The organism is Thioalkalivibrio nitratireducens DSM 14787, assembly GCF_000321415.2.
Taxonomy (GTDB): domain Bacteria; phylum Pseudomonadota; class Gammaproteobacteria; order Ectothiorhodospirales; family Ectothiorhodospiraceae; genus Thioalkalivibrio; species Thioalkalivibrio nitratireducens.
The window spans coordinates 3,666,233-3,684,548 of sequence record NC_019902.2 but is presented as its reverse complement, the minus strand read 5'-3'; the positions used below and the strand labels follow the sequence as shown (position 1 = coordinate 3,684,548).

16 protein-coding genes and 1 pseudogene are annotated in these 18,316 nt (G+C 67.1%); 11 read left to right on the top strand and 6 right to left on the bottom strand.

All coding sequences use genetic code 11. The features are described 5' to 3' along the window. Positions 1-169 precede the first annotated feature (169 nt). The 4 genes from TVNIR_RS16850 to TVNIR_RS16835 form a co-directional block, all read right to left on the bottom strand. Positions 170-2,365, bottom strand: coding sequence for a primosomal protein N' (locus TVNIR_RS16850; protein WP_015260278.1), 2,196 nt, complete (start codon positions 2,363-2,365; stop codon positions 170-172). A 322-nt stretch (positions 2,366-2,687) separates the two neighbouring features. Further along, positions 2,688-4,082 carry an NAD(P)(+) transhydrogenase (Re/Si-specific) subunit beta gene (locus TVNIR_RS16845; RefSeq protein ID WP_015260277.1) on the bottom strand — a complete coding sequence of 465 codons (1,395 nt, stop codon included), beginning with the start codon at positions 4,080-4,082 and terminating at the stop codon, positions 2,688-2,690. Continuing rightward, positions 4,082-4,375, bottom strand: coding sequence for an NAD(P) transhydrogenase subunit alpha part 2 (locus tag TVNIR_RS16840; RefSeq protein WP_043739879.1), 294 nt, complete (start codon positions 4,373-4,375; stop codon positions 4,082-4,084). The genes TVNIR_RS16845 and TVNIR_RS16840 overlap by 1 nt, the downstream gene beginning before the upstream one ends. After that, a complete protein-coding gene (locus TVNIR_RS16835; RefSeq protein ID WP_015260275.1) occupies positions 4,369-5,499 on the bottom strand; it encodes a Re/Si-specific NAD(P)(+) transhydrogenase subunit alpha in 1,131 nt (376 codons plus the stop codon). The genes TVNIR_RS16840 and TVNIR_RS16835 overlap by 7 nt, the downstream gene beginning before the upstream one ends. 276 nt (positions 5,500-5,775) lie before the next feature. Here TVNIR_RS16835 and TVNIR_RS16830 point away from each other — a divergent pair, with 276 nt between their 5' ends. The 8 genes and pseudogenes from TVNIR_RS16830 to TVNIR_RS16795 all read left to right on the top strand — a co-directional run bounded on the left by TVNIR_RS16830 (position 5,776) and on the right by TVNIR_RS16795 (position 13,860). After that, on the top strand, positions 5,776-6,411 hold the full coding sequence (locus TVNIR_RS16830; protein ID WP_015260274.1) for an HNH endonuclease: 636 nt from the start codon (positions 5,776-5,778) through the stop codon (positions 6,409-6,411). A 174-nt stretch (positions 6,412-6,585) separates the two neighbouring features. Further along, complete coding sequence (gene hemH, locus TVNIR_RS16825; RefSeq protein ID WP_015260273.1) at positions 6,586-7,680, top strand: ferrochelatase; 1,095 nt, start codon at positions 6,586-6,588, stop codon at positions 7,678-7,680. Positions 7,681-7,697: 17 nt separating this feature from the next. After that, positions 7,698-8,487, top strand: a pseudogene (locus tag TVNIR_RS16820) (competence/damage-inducible protein A). 59 nt (positions 8,488-8,546) lie between these two features. Continuing rightward, complete coding sequence (locus tag TVNIR_RS16815) at positions 8,547-9,176, top strand: 2OG-Fe(II) oxygenase (protein WP_015260271.1); 630 nt, start codon at positions 8,547-8,549, stop codon at positions 9,174-9,176. Between the two features lie 245 nt (positions 9,177-9,421). After that, positions 9,422-10,315 (top strand): lysylphosphatidylglycerol synthase domain-containing protein, encoded by an 894-nt coding sequence (locus TVNIR_RS16810; RefSeq protein ID WP_015260270.1) that lies wholly within the window; start codon positions 9,422-9,424, stop codon positions 10,313-10,315. 48 nt (positions 10,316-10,363) lie between these two features. Continuing rightward, positions 10,364-11,407 (top strand): glycosyltransferase family 2 protein, encoded by a 1,044-nt coding sequence (locus TVNIR_RS16805; RefSeq protein ID WP_015260269.1) that lies wholly within the window; start codon positions 10,364-10,366, stop codon positions 11,405-11,407. Continuing rightward, a complete protein-coding gene (locus tag TVNIR_RS16800; protein WP_015260268.1) occupies positions 11,400-12,995 on the top strand; it encodes an ArnT family glycosyltransferase in 1,596 nt (531 codons plus the stop codon). The genes TVNIR_RS16805 and TVNIR_RS16800 overlap by 8 nt, the downstream gene beginning before the upstream one ends. After that, positions 12,982-13,860: a phosphatase PAP2 family protein gene (locus TVNIR_RS16795; RefSeq protein ID WP_237251678.1), complete on the top strand. Its 879-nt coding sequence runs from the start codon at positions 12,982-12,984 to the stop codon at positions 13,858-13,860. The genes TVNIR_RS16800 and TVNIR_RS16795 overlap by 14 nt, the downstream gene beginning before the upstream one ends. Before the next feature lie 1,517 nt (positions 13,861-15,377). On the opposite strand, the gene msrA is transcribed toward TVNIR_RS16795, so the two are convergent. Next, positions 15,378-16,115 carry a peptide-methionine (S)-S-oxide reductase MsrA gene (gene msrA / locus TVNIR_RS16790; protein WP_237251676.1) on the bottom strand — a complete coding sequence of 246 codons (738 nt, stop codon included), beginning with the start codon at positions 16,113-16,115 and terminating at the stop codon, positions 15,378-15,380. Beyond that, positions 16,115-16,660 (bottom strand): peptide-methionine (R)-S-oxide reductase MsrB, encoded by a 546-nt coding sequence (gene msrB, locus TVNIR_RS16785; protein ID WP_083499495.1) that lies wholly within the window; start codon positions 16,658-16,660, stop codon positions 16,115-16,117. Before msrB ends, msrA begins: the two co-directional genes overlap by 1 nt. A 66-nt stretch (positions 16,661-16,726) precedes the next feature. Between msrB and TVNIR_RS16780 the strand changes: the two genes are divergently transcribed. The 3 genes from TVNIR_RS16780 to TVNIR_RS16770 all read left to right on the top strand — a co-directional run bounded on the left by TVNIR_RS16780 (position 16,727) and on the right by TVNIR_RS16770 (position 18,040). Next, on the top strand, positions 16,727-17,251 hold the full coding sequence (locus TVNIR_RS16780) for an amidohydrolase family protein (RefSeq protein ID WP_043739878.1): 525 nt from the start codon (positions 16,727-16,729) through the stop codon (positions 17,249-17,251). A gap of 148 nt (positions 17,252-17,399) precedes the next feature. Beyond that, positions 17,400-17,663: an AbrB/MazE/SpoVT family DNA-binding domain-containing protein gene (locus TVNIR_RS16775; protein WP_043739876.1), complete on the top strand. Its 264-nt coding sequence runs from the start codon at positions 17,400-17,402 to the stop codon at positions 17,661-17,663. Further along, a complete protein-coding gene (locus tag TVNIR_RS16770) occupies positions 17,660-18,040 on the top strand; it encodes a PIN domain-containing protein (RefSeq protein WP_043739875.1) in 381 nt (126 codons plus the stop codon). The genes TVNIR_RS16775 and TVNIR_RS16770 overlap by 4 nt, the downstream gene beginning before the upstream one ends. Positions 18,041-18,316: the final 276 nt, after the last annotated feature.

The window sequence follows — 18,316 nt, the reverse complement described above, 5'->3', positions numbered from 1 at the left end:
TAGGGCGGAATAGCGCAGCGTCATCCGCCACACGGCGTTCCCAGTGCCCAGGCGCCCGCAGCATCCCCGGGGCGCCGGATGGCGGATGACGGCCTTCGGCCTTTTCCGCCCTACGCCTCTTTCATCATCGGGGGTGGCCGCGTGCGCCATGAGAGTTAATCCCGAGATCTCAGGCGAGGGTGATCGGGTCGACGTCGATGCTGATGCGCAGGTTGCGCGGGGGCGGGTGCTCTTCCCAGTGGCGCCGTGTCTCGCCAAGGGTGTGATGCAAGGTGGCCCGGCGGCTACTCGCCAGCAGAATCTGCTCGCGGTACCGGCGATTCACCCGGTGCCGTGGCGCGGGCGCCGGACCCAGAACGCGCACCTCGCGCGCGTGGCGGCGCAGCTCGCGCGCCATCTCCTCGGCCTGGCGCTGGGTTGCCTCTGGGCCGGGGCCGTCGACCCGGACCAGCGCCAGGTATCCGTACGGCGGCATTCCCGAATGGCGCCTCTCGTCGAGCAGCGGTCCGACCATGGCCGCATAGTCCCCGGCGCGCAGCGCGCGCATCAGCGGGTGTTCCGGGTGCCCGGTCTGGATCAAGACCTCGCCGGGATCTCCGGCACGGCCCGCGCGGCCGGCGGCCTGTAGCACGAGTTGCAGGGTCTGCTCGGCGGCGCGCAGATCCGAACTGAACAGGCCCTGGTCGACGTCGATGATGCCCACCAGCCCGACCCTCGGAAAGTCGTGGCCCTTCGCGAGGATCTGGGTGCCGACGACGATCCCCGCGTCCATCGCGCGGATCGTTTCCAGGCTCCGTTCGAGGGCGCCCCGGCGCCGGATGCTGTCGCGGTCCAGGCGCATCAGCGGCGTGTCCGGAAAATGCCGGGACAGAGCCCGTTCCAGGCGCTGGGTTCCCACCCCGAGGTGGCGCAGCGGCTGCCCGCATTGCGGGCAGGATTCGGTCAGCGGCTGGGTGAACCCGCAGAGGTGGCAGATCGAACGCCGGATCGAGGCATGGACGGTGAGATGCGCGTCGCAGCGCGGGCAATCGGCCACCCAGCCGCAGTGGTCGCAGGTGAGTACCCGGGCAAAGCCCCGCCGGTTCAGCAGGATGAAGCACTGGCGCCCCTGTGCCAGCGTCCTGCGCATGGCGTCGAGCATCGGGGCGCTGAGACCTTCGTCGGTCGCGTGGACACGGGTGTCCAGGCAATTCACCGCGGGCGGCCGGGAGCCGTCGGGACGCGTGCCGAGGCGCAGGTGGCGGTAGCGTCCGCTGCGAGCCTTCTCCAGCGTCTCCAGCGTCGGCGTGGCCGACCCCAGCACCACCGGCAGCGACTCGATATGCCCACGCAGGATTGCGAGATCGCGGGCATGGTAGTGCAGGCCGTCCTGTTGCTTGTAGGCGGGGTCGTGCTCCTCGTCGACGATGATCAGTCCCAGCCGCGGGAGCGGGGTGAACAGCGCCGATCGGGTACCGAGCAGCAGGGGGCGTTCGCCGCGCCGTGCATCGTCCCAGGCGCGCAGGCGTTCCCCCGCGGCCAGCCCCGAATGCAGCGCCGCGACCTGTCCCGGAAAGCGCCGGCTGACACGCTGGATCAGCTGCGGGGTCAACGCGATCTCGGGAATCAGGATCAGCACCTGTCCGCCCCGGGCGAGGCTCCGGGCGGCGGCTTCCAGGTACACCTCGGTCTTGCCACTGCCGGTCACACCGTCGAGCAGAAATACCGTGGGCCGGCCCGTCTGGCCAATGATCTCGGCGATGGCATCGCGCTGCTCCGGGGTCAAGGGCACTGCCGGGCCGCCGTCCTCCGAGGGTTCGGGGGTTCCCGAGGCTGCGGGCTCCGCCGCAAGAAGCCCGCGAGCGGCCATGCGCTCCAGCTCCGCCCGGCGCAATCCCAGCCCGGTGAGATCGTTCAGCGCGTCGCGGGTCAGCGGAGCCCGGGCCTCGCGCAGCGCGTCGATCGTCGCCTGCTGGCGCGGCCCGATGCGCCGGGGCTGGTCTGCGTCGATATCGGCACGCCAAAGAGATTCGGGAACGCGCGGATCCGGCAGGGGGGCGCCCCGCCGGAGTGCCGGCGGCAGCGCGTTGAGCACGACCTCGCCCAGCGGATGGTGATAGTAGCGGGCGGTGAAGCGCAGCAGTTCCAGCAACGGTGCGGTCAGCACGGGATCCGGATCGATCAGGGCGCCTAGGGCCCGGATCCGGGAGGACGCGACTGCCGGGGTCTCCACCGATTCCATCACCACCCCGACCGTGTCGGTGCGCCCGAACGGCAGGCGGACCCGCTGTCCCGGGAGCGGCCGAAGCTCCGGCGGGCAGCGGTAGTCGAACAGCCGGTCGAGTGGGCGGTCGATCGCGACCCGGACGAAGGTTTCCTGCGGCATAAGGGCAGTCTACGGGATCCGGGGGGCAGGTGAGTTATCCACGAAAGCTGTGGATAACTTTGTGGAAAGAATCGGGGTATCGGCCTGAACCCCAGGTTCTGCAAGGGGATGTGTCAATCTGGTTAAAAAATGCCCAGAGTCGCTAGGTCCAATAAAAACAGACACTTGTGGGATGTTTATCGGGGGTGGCGATAGCAACCTGCTCTATCCTGGGTACGCCGGCAGGTTGCACCGGTCTTGTGCATAACCGCAACCGGTCCCCAGAAAACGCAAGGCCCGGGACATGCCCGGGCCCTGAGCCGACAACGGGGGTGTCCCCGATTCAGCTGATCTCCTTGATCGCGGAAATCAGTTCCGATGCAACCTTCTGGCCGTCGCCGTAGAGCATGCGCGTGTTGTCGGCGTAGAACAGGTGGTTCTCGATGCCCGAGAACCCGGCGCCGCGTCCCCGCTTGACCACGATCACGTTCCTGGCCTGGTCAGCGTTCAGGATCGGCATCCCGTAGATCGGGCTGTCCGGGTCGGTGCGGGCGATCGGGTTCACCACGTCGTTCGCACCGATGACCATCGCGACGTCGGCAGTCTTGAACTCGTTGTTGATCTCGTCGAGGTCGTAGATGATGTCATAGGGAACGCCGGCTTCGGCCAGCAGCACGTTCATGTGGCCGGGCATGCGGCCCGCGACCGGGTGGATCGCGAATTTCACCGCGACCCCACGCTCGATCAGCAACTGTGTCAGCTCCCAGATCTTGTGCTGGGCCTGCGCCACCGCCATGCCGTATCCGGGCACGATGATCACCTTGCTCGCAAAGGCCATCATGATGCCGGCGTCCGGCGCCTCGATCGGCTTCAGGCTGCCGGTGACCGCCTCGGCCTCGCCGCCCCCGCCGCCGCCGAACTGTTTGAACAGCACGTTCGAGAGCTTGCGGTTCATCGCCTTGGCCATCAGCTGGGTCAGCAGCGTGCCGGCGGCACCGACTACGACCCCGGCGATCATCAGTGCCGGGTTGTCGAGCACGAAGCCCTTGAAGCCGACCGCGAGCCCGGTCAATGCGTTGTACAGAGAGATCACCACCGGCATGTCGGCGCCACCGATCGGCAGCGTCATCATCACGCCGAAGGCGAGCGCGAGCACGAAGAACAGCAGCAGTACGAAACCGTTCACATCGCCGCCGCTGAGCGCGAGCGACAGCCCCAGCAGTAGAGTGATCGCGAACACCGCGAGGTTCACCCACTGCTGCGCCGGGAAGTGCACGGTCTTGTCCATCAGGCCCTGCAGCTTCGCGAACGCGACCATCGAGCCGGAGAATGCGACCGAGCCGATCAGCGAGCCGAGCACCGCGATCGTGAGCACCACGTCGGAGGCACCGGGCTCGGCCTGCAGCAGGTAGATCGCGCCGATTCCGGCCGCGGCGCCGCCGCCCATGCCGTTGTACAGCGCGATCATCTGTGGCATGTCGGTCATCGCGACCCGCTTGCCGCTCCACCACGCCAGGCCGCCGCCGATCGCGATCCCGAGGATGATCAGCAGGTAGTTGACCGTACCCTCAAGTTCGGGGTGGGCGAAGGTGACCACGGTCGCGATGACCATGCCGGCACCGGCCCAGACGATGCCGCGCCGCGCGGTGGTCGGCGACGACATCTGCTTCAGGCCGACGATGAACAGGATCGCCGCAACGAAGTAGGCGACGTTGATGATGGTGACGACCAGGCCCATTACTTGTCTCCCTTGCTGGTCTTGAACATCTCCAGCATGCGTTCGGTCACCACATAGCCGCCGACCGCGTTACCGGCGGCGAGAATCACCGCGACGAAGCCGATGAGCTGCTCCAGCGGGGTAGCCGCGTGTCCCAGTGCCACCATCGTGCCGACGAGTACGATGCCGTGGACGAAGTTGGAGCCCGACATCAGCGGTGTATGCAGGATCACCGGCACCTTGGAGATCACCTCGTAGCCGGTGAAGGCCGCGAGCATGAAGATGTACAGCGCGACAAAACCCTCGATCATGATGCGTCTCCCTGGATCGCTTCGCGGGTGGGGGCGTGGACGATCTCGCCGTCCCGGGTCAGGCAGCTGCTGGCGATGACCTCGTCGTCCCAGTCGGGGTGGAACTCGCCATCCTTGAGCATCGGGCTCAGGAAATTGAGCACGTTCTTCGCGTACATTTCGGATGCGTGCAGCGCGACCTGCGAGGCGATGTTCAACGGTCCGTGGATGATCACGTCGCCGTGTTCGATGGTCTCGCCGGGCCGGGTCAGTTCGCAGTTGCCGCCGCCCTCGGCGGCCAGATCGACGATGACCGCGCCAGCCTTCATTCCCTCGACCATCGACGCCGGGATCAGCTTCGGAGACGGGCGCCCGGGGATTGCCGCGGTCGTGATCAGCACGTCGGCCTTCGCGATGTAGGCGGCCAGCGCCTGCTGCTGCTGTTTTTTCTCTTCCTCGGTCAGCTCCCGCGCGTAGCCGCCCTCACCCTCGGCCTTCACGCCCAGATCCAGGAACTTGGCGCCGAGCGATTCGACCTGCTCCTTGGTCGCGGAACGCACATCGTAGGCCTCGACCATCGCCCCCAGGCGGCGGGCGGTGGCGATCGCCTGCAGGCCGGCGACCCCGGCTCCGATCACGACCACCTTCGACGGGCGGATGGTGCCGGCGGCGGTGGTCAGCATCGGGAAGAAGCGGCACGACAGGTCGGCCCCCATCAGCGCCGCCTTGTACCCGGCCACGGCCGCCTGAGAGGACAGCGCGTCCATGCTCTGCGCGCGCGAGATGCGCGGGATCAGTTCCATCGCGAAGCTGAGGATCTTTCGGGTCTGCAGCGCGGCCACCACTTCGGGGCTGCGATGGGCGTGGAAGAGGCCGACCAGGGTTGAGCCCTCCGGGAGCTTCTCCACCTCGGCGGCCGTGGGCGGTGCGACCCGCACCATGACATCGGCTTGCGAGTACACGGCGTTGCCGTCCAGGAGGTCCACTCCGGAATAGGCGCCATCCGGGAAGCGCGCGGCCAGACCGGCACCCCGTTCGATCTGTACCGACACACCCATCTTGCCGAGGCGCGCGGCCACGGCCGGGTCCAGGGCTACCCGACGCTCGCCGCTCGCGGTTTCCTTCGGCACGGACAATCTGACTGGCATGCGCTCTCTCCCCGGGCCCGGGCTGCTGCGGGCCGCTCTGGCGGATCGTTCTCTGAATGTGGCCGTCGCACCGGGTTGGTGCGCCACGGCAAAAGCGACGGGGGAGTGTAGCGGAATCGACCACTGGCTTAAACCTGACCGAAAGGCCTGCCGCGCCGACAGGCCGGTCTCGGTCGGCCGGGAAGCAGCCCGGTGGCGTGTACCGGTGCAGAAATTGCATTCCGACCCGCGCGTGTTTATTGTCCTGCGAGTTCAGGCGAGACTTGGGAGCCCCCCATGGTGCCGCTGCAACAGCAGGTTCTGCGTACGGACGCTTCGGGAATGCCGCTGGAGTGGATCGATTACCAGCAGGCGGTCCGTCTTTACCATGGCGGGCAGGTGGCCTACACCTGCGGCAGCCTGCTGTACCGCGTGCGTGGCGGGATCAGCGCGCGGACCGGGTGTCGCTCGGTCGTCGAGGTCAACTCCATCGTCGCCACGCATGGAACCAATCGTGCGCTCCACAAGGGCTACGTACCGCCCCTGAACAACGGCACGCTGTTCCGCCGCGACGCCCACATGTGCCTGTATTGCGGTAGCCATTTCCCCGCGCACGACCTGTCCCGGGATCATGTGACGCCTCTGAGCCAGCAGGGGGAGGATAGCTGGACCAACGTTGTCACCGCATGCAAGCGCTGCAACAACCACAAGGCCGGACGGACCCCGGAGCAGGCGGGGATGCAGCTGCTGGCGATCCCGTTCCGGCCCACGCACGCGGAGTACGTGTATCTGAAGGGGCGCCGTGTGCTCGCCGACCAGATGGACTTTCTGCAGGCGCATTTCCCGCGCAGCAGCCCGCTGCGTGACCGCCTGCGGCAATCCCGGGGAAGCGCTGATTACGGAAACACTGAACAAAGCGCCCCGTCATTGTGAGCGAAGCGCGGAAATCCAGGTGGACCCAAGAAATCAGTGTCTTATGGATCCCCGCGTCGCTTCGCTCCGCGCGATGACGAATTGGCAAGCGCTTCCTTGAGTCGGCGGCGCGACGAGCGGAGGTTTCAGCCGCGCTCGATCCCCGTCCCTGGTATCCACCCTTGAGGGAAACCCGTGAAATACCTTGGTGAAGCCGACTACACGCATGGCAGCCCGGCCCGGGTCGGTGTGCTGGTCACGAATCTGGGCACTCCCGATGCACCTACGCCGAAGGCGCTGCGCCGATATCTGAAACAGTTTCTCTGGGATCCTCGCGTGGTCGAGGTGCCGAGGCCGCTGTGGTGGCTGATCCTGAATGGCGTGATCCTGAACATCCGGCCTCGGCGCAGCGCCCGAAAGTATGCCTCCGTATGGACCCAGGAAGGATCCCCGCTGCTGGTGATCGCCCAGCGCCAGGCGGAGGGTATTCGCCGGCGCCTTGCGCAGCTGGAGGCGGAGCAGATCCCCGTTGCGGTGGGCATGCGCTACGGCAACCCGTCGATACCGGACGCGTTGAACGAACTGCGCGCGGAGAACGTGCGCAAAGTGCTGGTGCTGCCGCTGTACCCACAGTATTCCGCGAGTACCACCGCATCGACGCTCGATGCCGTGTCGGAGGAGCTGAGGCGCTGGCGCTGGGCCCCGGATCTCCACTTCCTCTCCGGCTACGAGCGTGAGGCGGGTTACATTAATGCGCTCGCGGCCAGCGTGCAGGAGCACTGGGACCAGCACGGCCGCGCGGAACGGCTGATCATGTCGTTTCACGGAGTGCCTCGGCGCTACCTGCTGGCCGGCGACCCCTACCACTGCTTCTGCCATGCCACCGGCCATGCGCTGGCACAGGCACTCGGGCTGGAAGATGGACGCTGGCAGGTCAGCTTCCAGTCGCGATTCGGCCGCGAGGAGTGGCTGCGCCCCTACACCGACGAGACCCTGGCGGCGCTTCCGGCGCAAGGGGTGAAAAGCGTCGAGGTGATCTGCCCCGGGTTCTCCGCTGACTGCCTGGAAACCCTGGAGGAGATCGGCGACGAAAACCGGGAGATCTTCCTGGACGCCGGCGGCGAGCATTTCGCCTACATCCCGGCCCTCAACGACCGGCCGGACCACCTGGATTTCCTGTCCGACCTGATCCTGCGCAACCTCCGGCCCTGGCTCGATACGCTCGACAACGACCGCGAGCGGCTCGCCGACGCCCGCCAGCGCGCGCTGGAACTCGGCGCGCCCCGATAGGGCTGGCTTCCGTGCCCATGGCAGAGACCGAGATCGGGGCAGTGATCATTGGCGACGAACTGCTGAGCGGCAAGCGCCGGGATCGCCACCAGGCCGCGCTGATCGCGGCGCTCGCCGAACGGGGTCTGGAACTCGCCTGGGTGCGCATCGTCGGCGACGATGCCGGGCTGCTGACCGCTACCTTCCGCGAGACGACCCGCCGCGATGCCTGGGTCTTCAGTTTCGGCGGGATCGGCGCCACCCCCGACGACCGCACCCGGGCCTGTCTGGCCCGGGCACTGGGACGCCCGCTGGTGCGCCACCCGGAGTTCGTCGCGCTGCTCGAGGGGCGGTTCGGCGCCGAGGCCTATCCGAACCGGGTGTTGATGGCCGATCTGCCGGGGGGGGGGCGGGCTGATCCCGAATCCCGTGAACGGTGTCCCGGGTTTTCACTGCGAGCGCCACTTCTGCGTGCCCGGTTTCCCGGTGATGGCCGAGCCGATGGCGCGCTGGGTGCTCGCCGAGTATCTGGCCCGCCTGGCGCCGGCGCAGGCGCCGGTGGAACGGTCGCTAAGGGTGCACGGGATTCCCGAAAGCCGGCTGGTGCCGCTGCTGAACGACTTCGAGGCGCGGTATCCCGAACTGCGCATTTCCAGCCTGCCGGGCAGCGTCGGCGACGTGCCGCGTGTGGAACTCGGGGTGCGCGGGGCCCCGGCACCGGTCGCGGCGGCCTTCGAGGAACTCCGGCAAGCGCTGGTGGCTGGGGGCCTCGTCGCCGGCGAGCACGAGATCGAATGGCTGTCCGGCGGCACCCCGCCCTCGGTATAGTACGGGCTGCGGGTTTCGCGGCAGTCGCGGGCCACCTTCCTTCCTCTGGAGCGCTACGCGTGGAAACGACGGGCTGTCGTTCGGACGCCGAACCCGGCGATGCCCTGGCATCGCGTGGATGGGTGGTGTTGCCGCGATTCTTCGACCCGGGCCTGGTCGCGGCGCTGCGCGACGAGGTCCATCGCGCCGGGCTCGTCGGAATGCGCCGCGCCGGGATCGGCCGTGGCCGGCAGCGTCGCGTGCTGGATGCGGTCCGGGGCGACTGGATCCGCTGGCTGGACGGTTCCACAGCGGCGCAGCGAGAGTTTCTCGAACGCCTCGAGGATCTTCGAATTCGTATCAATCGGGCGCTGATGCTGGGGCTGTTCGAAGTGGAGGCCCACTTCGCATTGTACCCGCCGGGCACTGGGTACGAGTGCCACCTGGATGCGTTCCAACAGGACAATCCGCGTCGGCTGTCGGCGGTGCTCTATCTCAACCGGCATTGGCGAAGGTCACAGGGAGGCACTTTGGCGATCCATGATGCCCGGGGCCAGATCGTCGAGCATATCCTTCCCGAGGCCGGAACGATGGTGCTGTTCCTGAGCCAGACGGTGCCTCATGCGGTGTTGCCGACGCGGCGCTGGCGCGCCAGCATCGCCGCGTGGTTTCGCGTCCGAGACATTGGTGATGGGCCCGGAACGCGGTAGGGGTGCCGGGGATGCCTGTCCGACGTTTGCGACCGAAATGGCTGTCGCCCGGGTCGTCGCCCGGGTCGTCTCCGGGGGCTCGTTCCGGTGTGGACCGTGACGACGGGCTGCGCGGGAACGGCGCGAGGTCTGCACGGAACCCGCCCGACCCACTCCGCCCCCCGGCCGTTGGGCTTGGAGAAGACGCCGCTAGGGTCGAGCCGACCCGCCAGCGTTTTCGGTGGCTGCACTGGACGGTCGGCGTTGTGCTCGCGCTGGCCGTCGTGGTGGCGGTCCAGTGGCTGGTGGGCTGGGCCGAGATCTGGGCTGCCTGGCGCGGTGTGCCGCCGCAGCTGCTGGCGCTGGGGGGCGGGCTTGCGCTGCTGAGTTACAGCCTGCGCGCGATCCGCCTGGCCACCGTGGCCGGCGGGCTCGAGGCCCGGGCCACGCCGCTATCCTGGTTTCGGATCACCGCATTGCACCTGGCGGCGATCAACCTCGTGCCGGCCCGTGCCGGCGAGGCAGCTCTCCCGCTGCTGATGCGCCGCCATTGCGATGTTCCGCTCGGGCGTGGCGTGGCCCTACTGGTCGCGATCCGTCTGCACGACCTCGTCGCGATGGCGACGCTGGGGCTCGCGGCCCTGACATGGTTGCTGTACGGCCCCGCGCTGGCGGCGCTGGTGCTCGCGGCCCTCGCTGCGGCCGGGTGGGCGGGGCTTGCTGTCGCGCCCCGGGTGCTGTTGCCGTGGGCGGCTGGCGGTGCCGCCTGGCTGAGGGCGGTGAGCTGGCCGCTGCGGCTGCTGCCGTCCCGGCTGGGGCGGGTGTACCTGCTGACGCTGGCGGCCTGGAGCGCCAAATGGCTTTCGCTGGCAGTCATTGCCGGCGCCGTCGCCGGCCTCGAACCGCTGCAAGCGCTGGTGGCGATCGGAGCCGCCGAGATCGCGGCCCTGTCGCCGATTCAGGGGGTGGCCGGTGCCGGCACCTTCGAGGCGGCGGTGGCCGCGGCACTTGCGTTTACCGGGCTGGATGCCGCAGCGGCGCTGCACGCGGCCGTGGTGCTGCATCTGTTTCTGCTGGGCGTGTCGGTGCTGCTCGGCGCGGTGGCCGCGCTGTTGCCGCACCGCGGGGTCCGATCGTCGCCCAGCGAGTCCTCCCTGTAGCGGTCGGCTGCGTATAATCGGCGGTTCCTCCACGCCGAACCCCTGCGCATGTCCGAACCCGTCCCACCGCCAGCGCCTTTCCTGTCCGTGATCGTGCCGTTCTTCAACGAGGCGGAGAATGCCGAGAAACTGGTGGAAGAAGTGACCACGGTGCTCGGCGACTACCGCGGTATGTGGGAGTTGCTGTGCGTCGACGACGGCAGCGACGACGGTACCGCGGAGCGGCTGGAACGCAAGGCGGCAACAGTGCCGGAGCGCATCCGGGTGTTGCGGCTGCGCCGCAACTTCGGCCAGACGGCCGCCCTGCAGGCCGGAATCGACGCCAGCCGGGGCGAATTGATCGCGATGCTGGACGGCGATCTGCAAAACGATCCGGCCGACCTGCCGCGCATGGTGGACGAACTGCTGGAACGCGACTTGGACCTGCTGACGGGTTGGCGCCGCAACCGTCAGGATGGGTATTTCCTCAGGTTGCTGCCCTCGAAGATCGCCAACGCGCTGATCCGTCGGGTGACCGGGGTGCGTATCCGCGACTATGGCTGTGGCACGAAGGTCTTTCGCGGCGAAGTGCTGCGGCGGATCCGCCTGTTCGGCGAGATGCACCGCTTCATTCCGGTCTGGATCGCGGGCGTGACTGCGCCGTCGCGAATCGGCGAGACCCCGGTCCATCACCGCCCGCGCACCGGCGGGCGTTCCAAGTACGGGCTCTCGCGCGCCTTCCGCGTGCTGCCCGACCTGCTGGCCGTTTTCTTTTTCCTGCGCTACCGCGCACGTCCCGGCCATTTCTTCGGGTCGATCGGCATCGCTTTCGGGGTGATCGGCACTGCGATCATGGCCTGGCTGCTGATCGCGAAGCTCGGTTTCGGGCAGGACATCGGTGATCGGCCGCTGCTGCTGTTCGGGGTGCTGGCACTGGTGTTCAGTATCCAGTTTCTGACCACCGGGGTTCTTGCCGAGCTGCTGGCGCGAACCTATTTCGAGTCGCCCCGTGCCCCGTCGTACCTGCTGGCCCCGGGCAGCGAGCCCCCCGGCCAACACGGCGAGCGGCCTTCCAGCGGCGGCGGCAGCCCGCCGGGTGCGGCCGATGCCTGAGCGCCGGCGGCTGCCGGCCCTGCCCGGCGAGGTGGGGTGGTGGCTGGCGGTGGCCGCTGCGATCCTGCTGGCATTCTTTTTTCGCCTCGGGGCCTGGCCGCTGTTCGACCTCGACGAGGGAGCCTTTGCGCAGGCCACTCGCGAGATGATGGCGAGTGGCAATTACCTCGCGACCTGGCTCGACGGACGCCCGCGCTACGACAAGCCGATCTTCAGTTACTGGATGCAGGCACTCGCGGTGCAGCTGTTCGGCGCGCGGGAGTTCGCGTTCCGCCTGCCGTCCGCGCTCGCCGCCTCCATCTGGGTCGTCGCGGTCTTCGCGTTTGCCCGGGGCCGGCTCGGCACGCCGGGTGCCGCTGCCGCGGCACTGCTCATTGCGCTCGCCGCCGGTTCCATGGTCATCGGCCGTGCCGCAACGGCCGATGCCTGGCTGAACCTGTGGCTGGCGCTGACCTTCCTGGAGATTGCCCGCTGGCAGGAGGCTCCGCGCCGTTCGATCCTGCTGCGTGCCTACCTCTGGATGGGCCTGGGCTTCCTCACCAAGGGCCCGGTCGCAGTCGTGATCCCGCTGCTGGCGAGCCTGGCATTCTTCGCATCCGAAGGTCGGTGGCGGGAGTGGCTGCGCGCCGCGTTCGACTTGCGCGGGTGGGCGGTGTTCCTGGTGGTCGCGCTGCCCTGGTATCTGCTGATCCTCGCGCAGGAAGGTGCCGACTTCTTCTACGGTTTTTTCGTGGAACACAATCTGCTGCGCTTCCTCGAGACCCGCGAGGGCCATGGCGGCAGTGTGTTCTACTATCTAGTGGTGCTGCCGCTGGTGCTGTCCCCGTTCGCCGGCTGGATGATCTCGGCGCTGCGCCGCTGGCGTCAGCGGCCCCGGGGCCTGGAACGCCTCGCCTGGATCTGGTTCGGCGTCGTATTCGTTCTGTTCTCGCTTTCCAGCACCCAGTTACCGCATTACATCCTCTATGGAGTCACGCCGCTGTTGCTGGTGCTCGCGATGCACCGGGACCAGCTGCGCAGCCAGTGGCTGGCGTTCCTGCCCGCACTCCTGCTGTTCGCGCTGATGCTCGCCATGCCCTGGATGCTGGCATTCGCCGCCGGGCAACTGGACCGGGCTTACGAGGTGGAACTCGCCGAGCGCGGGCTGGCGATTCTCGACGGGCGTTACCTGGTGTCGATTCTGGCGTTCACGGTGGCCGCGTTCACGATCGTCTGGGTGCGGCAGCTGCAGATATGGCACCGATTGATTGCGATTGCGGCGCTGCAGGCGCTCGCGTTGACCACGACCTTCATTCCCGCGGTGGCCGCGATCCAACAGGGTCCAGTGCGCGAAGCGGCAGAGATCGCGCGCGACCTGCAGGCCGACGTGGTGGCCTACAGCATCAACATGCCGAGCTTCAGCGTGTACCGTGGCATGGCCACCGAGCGCCGGATGCCCGTACCCGGCGAGGTCGCGGTGACGCGGTCGCACGCGGTGGCCGACATTGCCGCGGCATATCCGGATTGTGAGCTGGACATTCTGTATCACGAGGGCGGGATCGTGCTGCTGAAAGTGCTTCGGGAAGGAGGGCGCTGTGACGGCGCATGACGTTCGCGGAATCGAGCGCATGCGTCGGGAACTGGACCGCCTGTGGCCCGAACCAGGCGGCATGCGGTCGGCGTCCGGAGACCGCTGGTTGCTCGGTGGCGGGGCGGTGGCCATCGCGCTCGCGGCGGTGATCTGGTACCTGGGCGGCCCCTTCGCAGGTTTCCTGTTCCTGAACGGGGCGCTGGAGTGGTTGCCCGACGCCTTCTGGGGGCTGCTCAGCAGCGCCGGGGATGGACTGGTGCTGGGGGTGCTGGTGCTGTTCGTCGCGCGGCGTCACCCGCAGATCCTCTGGGTTTTCTTCCTGGGCGTGATTGTGGCCGGCATCCTTACCCACGTGCCAAAGGGGCTGCTCGACCTGCCGCGTCCGGCCGCGCTGCTCGAATCCGGCAGCTTCCGACTGATCGGGCCCGAACTGCACTCCCAGGGACCGCCGTCCGGGCACGCGCTGGCGGTGTTTCTGGTCGCCGGTGTCGCCATGTATTTCCTGCGCTCCGGGCTTCTGCGCCTTATGGTGCTGGCGGGCGCGGCACTGGTGGCGATCAGCCGCGTCGCTGTCGGTGCCCATTGGCCGCTCGACGTAGTGCTGGGCAGCGGCCTCGGCCTCGTGGGCGCATGGTTGTCGATCCGGATCGCCGAGCGGTTTCCCTGGGGGCGCCATCCGTGGGTCTACCTGGCCACGCTGGCATTCTTCGTGGGTGCAGCCGGGGTATTGCTCGTCGTTTTCGATCCGGGGTATCCGCTGGGGCGGGAACTGAGTGTGTTCGTGGCCGCGAGTACCCTGGTCGTTGTCGTCCGGCATCACTTGCTCGAGCCTGCATTGCTTGGAGCCGGAGTGCCCAGGGGTCCGCACGGGCCATCGGCTTAGGCACAGCAGCCCCTGGCTGCAGGCGCCTCGACGGGAACTGCTGCCGCAGGAACCGGGGACCTGGATCGCGGGGAATCTGGGCCGGGGGGCATCAACGCCCCTGGCGAGAGAAACACGGACCAGTGTTGCCAGATCAGCACTCGGTACGTTCTGCCATCTTCAGCGCGTCATCCACCTTGATGCCAAGATACCGGGCTGTATCTTCAAGCCTTTCTGTGACCCATCGGGAGTTGTACGGCCCGCAGGTTCTGGGTCCTGCGGTAGACCAGTGTCGCCTTGGCCCGGCCTCTGCATGGTCGGGTGGGAAGGTCGCGCCTCCTGCACCATAGACTCTGGTCACGACGGTTCCGGCAGCCTGGTGATGATCCCGTCCGGAATGGTCTCGCTGGCCGACGGAGCGGCACTCAAGGAGGGACTCCCGGCCACCGGCACGTTCAGCAGCAACGCGGACGCGCCCCCCGAACCGTAGCTGCGGTAAGTTGACGGGGACCACTCGAGGGGTGGCGCTCCACGCGCCGCCCCTTGTGCGTTACGGATTTCGGCAGCCGCCTCAGCGGGTTTGCTCGCCGTATGCCTAAGCCGTGGGTCGGTAACCCGAGTCCGATCCCGAGCTCTCAAATCCACTCGAAACGACGAAGAACCTCCTTACACGACCTGCATTTCATGCACCCTCTACGCACAGTGTGCGCATGGCGCAAATCATGGCTCATGCTGCGGGCGCAACTCTCAATCTGCACCGTCGTCGGCCCGTCGCATACCGGTCAGATCACTTTGGGCGTCACGTACGCGCTCAGTCGGAGTCCCTCACTCATCCGGAACGCGCTGCTCCTCAGGGCCGTTGGCTGTCTCTACCCGACCCTGAGCGGCCTCCCCGGAGCTCGGTGTGAGCGGCTGAAGTCCACCCAGGCCAGTCAGCGGTGATGGGAGAGTGGCTGGAGTCGGACGTAAATCTGACGTTCGGAACCAGTTCTCTGGATCTATATGCGGTCCTGCCGGACCTGCCGTGGAGCCATACGGATGATTGCCTGCATCGAGGATCTGACGGTGATCGAAGAGATCTTTCACCCATCTCGATGCGAAAGCCCTGAAGCTGGACGCTTTGATACGCCCTCCCTGCTGGCTGCCGTCTATTGGGCCGACCGGGTTTCCCAACGATCACCTCAAGGCTCCGATGCCGGCGGCGCGGCCACGGGTTCGACTGGCCACGGTGCCGGCATGCACCGAAGAACAGCGCGGCGAACACGCGGGTTCGCGGGATTCGTGCCTGGTGCGACGCTCCGTGGGGCGTCTCAGACCAGATCGACGCCCGACCGGACGGGCCAAGGCATGCTAGAACCGACTGGCAGGGCCGGACTTGCGCCGAGCCAAAAGGCGATCCATTCTTCCTATACTCCGCATTGCGGTAGATATCGAAGTGCGCCTCGAGGAGCGCATTGCCGGGGCGCCCCGTCAAGGCGACCACGCAGCACATTGACGAATGCGCCGGCGTATTCTCCAGGGAAGCCTTGCCGTAGGGGTCAGCCGCCGGCTTCGTCGCCCCAGATTTCTTCAAGGCGATCGTCGCGACCGCAGCGCCAGCGATAGAACTTGTAGCGCACCGGGTTTTTCCGGTAGTAGCCCTGGTGGTAGTCCTCGGCCGCGTAAAAGTTCTCGAACTCGAGAATCGGTGTAACGATGGCTTGGTCAAAGCGCCCGGACTGCTCGAATCTTTCGAGTGAGCCGCGGGCCTGTTTCATCTGCTCATCGCTGTGGGCGAAGATGGCGGTACGGTAGGCATCGCCGCGGTCGCAGAACTGGCCACCATCATCGAACGGGTCCACGTTTCGCCAGAAGACGTGCAGCAGCTCGGCGTAGTCGATGACCTCGGGATCGAAGACGACCTGCACCACTTCCCGATGCCCGGTGCCGCCTCGGACCACGTCCTCGTAGGCTGGGTTCGATACGTGCCCGCCGCTGAAGCCCGAGATGGTTTCGACGACACCACCGAGGTCGTCGTAGGGCGGTTCCATGCACCAGAAGCAGCCGCCGGCAAACGTCGCCCGCGCCAGGTTGTCCTCGGCGTCATTGGCTGCGCCGGCGAGCGACGCCGCGAGAAGAAGTGAGCCGGCGAGGGCGGCCAGGACAATGACGCGATGGCCCAAGCGAACGGTTGCGAGATGAAACAGGGTTGGCATCATTACTGCGTCTCGACGTGGGTTGGTGTCAATTTCAGTCGAGGCGACAGCGCTTTCCGGAGCGCCCGGCGCAAGCGCCATCAGGCCTCGCGAAGCTCCGGCAGGGGGTTGCCCTTGGGGACGAAGTTCAGCGCCACGCCGTTGTTGCACCAGCGCTGGCCGGTCGGATCGGGCCCGTCGTTGAAGACATGGCCCTGGTGCCCGCCGCAATGCGCGCAGTGATACTCGGTGCGCGGAATGATCAGCTTGAAATCACGTTGGGTGCCGAGGTGCTCGTCATTGATCGGCTGCCAGAAACTCGGCCAGCCGGTGCCGGAATCATACTTGTGAGCGCTGGCGAACAGCGCCAGGTTGCAGCCGGCGCACACGTAGGTGCCGTCGCGCCACTCCTTGTCCAGCGGGCTGGAGAAGGCCGGTTCGGTGCCGTCGCGGCGCAGTACGCGGTATTGCTCCGGGGTAAGGATCTCGCGCCATTGCCGGTCGCTCAGATCCAGCGGCTCGAAGGGGCGGTTGTCTTGCGCGCCGACCGGCTCTCTCCGACAGCCGCCCAACCATAACGCTGGCAGGGCAAGGGACAGTCCTGCCAGCAGGCGGCGGCGCGACAACGCAGGGTAACGGTTTTTCATACCTCTATTGGAGCAGGTTTCGCGGCGTTGGTTCGTGAACACGCTTGCCTGGCCGGGCACGAAGCAGTGGGCGAGTGCGGCGGGGTCGTGAGTTCCGACCAAAAGGGTTCGCTGGTGCCCGGGAAGCTCGCCGACCTCGTGATTCTCTCGGAGGATCCGACGGCGATGGACCCTGAAACCCTCGACCAACTCACCGTCGTCGAGACGATCAAGGAAGGCAGGACAATCTACAACGCGGGGGAATTCGGAAATACGGACGGTCTCGCTTTTCGTCCCCCCCGCGACGGGTCCGATCCGTTCGCCGCCTTCCTCCGCCAGGCCGCCGTTGCGCGCGACATGGAGGGCGCCGGCAACGGTCCGATGATCCGCGCCATGCGCCGGATGGCGGCCGAGGCCCCGCATGATGGGACGCGCGGTGCGTCGCAGACGTGCTGGTCTCGGCCGTGGCGCGGATGTCCGAGGCACGATGACGACTGTCGCGTGGCGACCCTGAGCCGTCCGACGGACGTGAGTCGTCAGCGACCGGACAAGATCAAACTCCGGACGGGATTCGCGCGCATGCGTTTCCCAGGGGGCAATGGCCAGTCCTGAGACGACCAAGCTTCCGGCAGTACATTAGACGGACGTCATAGTCATGCTCGCTATCGCGTTATCACCGTCCATGTCCGGATGGCTTGGGAGTGGACACTAGAAAGCAAGGGTGCCACACTTTGTCAAGCGTGGAACATAAGGAATGCATATGGCAGTCGCTGAGAACGAGGTTCAGGTTGGCGCCCAGGGCCGGATCGTGATACCGGCCGGCCTGCGCAAGGCGCTGAAGCTGAAGCCCGGAGACCGATTGGTCGCCCGAACGGTCGGTGAAAGTCTGGTACTGGAGCGTCGAGAGACCGTCGAAAAGAGATTGCGCGACCGGTTTCGGCACATACCTGGGGATGTTCGACTGGCGGAGGAACTGATCGCCGAACGGCGTGCGGAAGCAGCGCGGGAAGTCCGGGAGCAGTGAGCGCGGTTCTCGATGCCTCGGCTCTTCTGGCGTTCCTGCATGATGAACCGGGTGGGGAGGAGGTCTCTCCAGCTCTGGAGGGCGCCCGCGTCTCTGCCGTGAATTGGTCGGAGGTCCTGCAGAAATCGCTACAACGGGGCGTGGATGTCGCAGGGATGCGGCAGGAATTCACCGAGGTGGGGGTGAGCTTCGAGCCCTTCACGCCGCAGCAGGCCGAGACGGCTGCATGGCTCTGGTCCCATACCCGGAATCATGGGCTGTCGCTTGCCGATCGGGCCTGTTTGGCGCTGGCGATGGACAAGGGGTTGCCGGTGATCACCGCCGACCGGGCGTGGGTCCGGCTCAATCTCGATATCGAGATTCGGGTTCTTCGGTAGGAAGTGCCGGTAAGATCCAGGGCAATCCCGCGCACTGCGCCTGCGGGGCACAGCTGCGGCGGAGCCGCCCCGGCCATCGCGAGCCCGGCGACTAACATCGCGGCCCCGGTTCAGGTCTCGGGCGAGACGACGATGTCCCGGGCAACCGATTTCGTGGCGCGCTGCGCGGTGTCGCCACAGTGCCGCGGGGGGGCGCGTTCGAGCAGGTTGCGGACAGAACCGTGCGCGCGGTTGTTGCCCGCTATGAGCCGACCCCTGCCAGTGGCTGTCTCTTGG